A 1,823-nucleotide genomic window follows, 5' to 3' on the forward strand; every position below is an offset into this window, starting at 1 on the left:
ATTTTCAAATCTAAAGGAACTTGTTTCAAAATCACATCATATTCATGCGTTTAGCGAAATTCGAACTTCTAAAATCTAACATCGATTTATTCTTTCTCGATTGTTTGATTTTTGATGACTTGCTGTTCTTTTTCAAAATAAGCAATAATCTCCAATGCAACTTTCAATGCATTTCGTCCATCTTGTAACGAAACTTTAATTGGTGAATTATTCACAATAGAATCTGCAAAGCTTTCTAATTCATCCAAAATTGCATTATTTGGTAAAATTTCTGGATGTTCAAAACAAATTTCTCTACGATCTCCTTTATCGTTTTCCAAAATCATCGCAAATTCACTTGGATTTTCTGGCGCTTTGTGCATTTTAATAATTTCAGTCTTTTTCGTCAAGAAATCAATTGAAATATACGCATTTCGTTGAAAAACACGCATTTTTCGCATATTTTTCATTGACATTCTACTTGTCGAAACATTCACCACACAACCATTTTCAAACTCAATTCGAGCATTTGCAATATCAGGTGTATCACTAATTACCGAAACTCCAGACGAATGAATTGATTTAATTTCTGATTTTACAATCGATAAAATCACATCTAAATCATGAATCATCAAATCTAAAACTACAGGAACATCTGTACCGCGCGGATTAAATTCTGCCAAACGATGCGTTTCAATAAACAATGGTTCTTCGATAAAAGGTGCAGCCGCTGTAAATGCAGGATTAAAACGCTCTACGTGTCCAACTTGCGCTTTCAAACCTTTTTCATTTGTCAATTTCAACAAATGATCTGCCTCTTCTAAGGTATGCGTAACTGGTTTTTCGATGAAAAAATGTTTATTTTTTTCGATCACTTTCAATGCCACTTCATAATGTGATAACGTTGGTGTCACAATATCGACAACATCAACAGCATCAATCAATTCGTCCATCGAACTAAAATATTTATACCCAAATTCAGCTTCAACTTTTTTTCCATTTTCTTCAAAAGAATCAAAGAAGCCAATTAATTCGTATCTTTCCGATTGATTTAATAACTTTAAATGGATTTTTCCAAGGTGCCCAGCACCGATCACTCCTACTTTTAACATTTGGTAGATTTTGCCGTTAAAATTAATGAGAATAAGTTGTATTTAATGCATTTTTGTAAAAATTTTGGAATATGTCTGTAGACGATTTTAAACACAGAGGACGACGCAAAATGTTGGTTGATTTGTTGCGCTCGAAAGGAATTGAAGATGAAAACGTATTGGAAGCTATTAATTTAGTGCCACGACATTTATTTTTAGACAGCGCATTTACGGAATTCGCATATCGCGACGAAGCTTTTCCGATTGCTGCTGGACAAACGATTTCGCATCCGTTTACAGTTGCTTTTCAGACACAATTATTAGACATTCAGCCTAATGAAAAAGTCTTAGAAATCGGAACTGGTTCTGGTTATCAAACTGCTGTTTTGGTTGCTTTGGGTGTTGAAGTTTTTACGATTGAAAGACAAAAAGATTTGTTTGATTTCTCGAAAATCATGTTGAAAAAAATCAATTTCGAGCCACGTTATCAAACGTATGGAGATGGTTACAAAGGTTTACCTTCTTTTGCTCCTTTTGATAAAATTATTGTAACGGCTGGTGCGCCAGAAATTCCAGAAGAATTAAAAAAACAATTGAATATTGGAGGAATAATGGTGATTCCAGTTGGTGAACAATCGCAACGAATGATTGTCATTATGAGATTATCAGAAGATCAATTTGAGCATTACGAATTTGGAGATTTCAAATTTGTACCAATGTTAGAAAGCCGAGATAAATAAAATAAAAAACTCC

The 1,823-nt window shown here is 33.4% G+C and carries 2 protein-coding genes; one reads left to right on the plus strand and one right to left on the minus strand.

All coding sequences use genetic code 11. The features are described 5' to 3' along the window. Nucleotides 1–86: 86 nt before the first annotated feature. On the minus strand, nt 87–1,091 hold the full coding sequence (locus B2X73_RS14950; RefSeq protein ID WP_114997742.1) for a Gfo/Idh/MocA family protein: 1,005 nt from the start codon (nt 1,089–1,091) through the stop codon (nt 87–89). Between the two features lie 71 nt (nt 1,092–1,162). On the opposite strand from B2X73_RS14950, the gene B2X73_RS14955 reads away from it, so the two are divergent. Beyond that, entirely contained in the window at nt 1,163–1,810 is a 648-nt protein-coding gene (locus tag B2X73_RS14955) for a protein-L-isoaspartate(D-aspartate) O-methyltransferase (protein WP_038332579.1), read from the plus strand. Nucleotides 1,811–1,823 lie beyond the last annotated feature (13 nt).

Source organism: Empedobacter sp. UBA7252 (assembly GCF_002472765.1).
Lineage (GTDB): Bacteria > Bacteroidota > Bacteroidia > Flavobacteriales > Weeksellaceae > Empedobacter > Empedobacter falsenii_B.

Bases quoted from the DNA above. Each gene is read 5' to 3' on its own strand.
- B2X73_RS14950 (WP_114997742.1), bottom strand. From the start codon at position 1,091: ATGTTAAAAGTAGGAGTGATCGGTGCTGGGCACCTTGGAAAAATCCAT.
- B2X73_RS14955 (WP_038332579.1), top strand. From the start codon at position 1,163: ATGTCTGTAGACGATTTTAAACACAGAGGACGACGCAAAATGTTGGTT.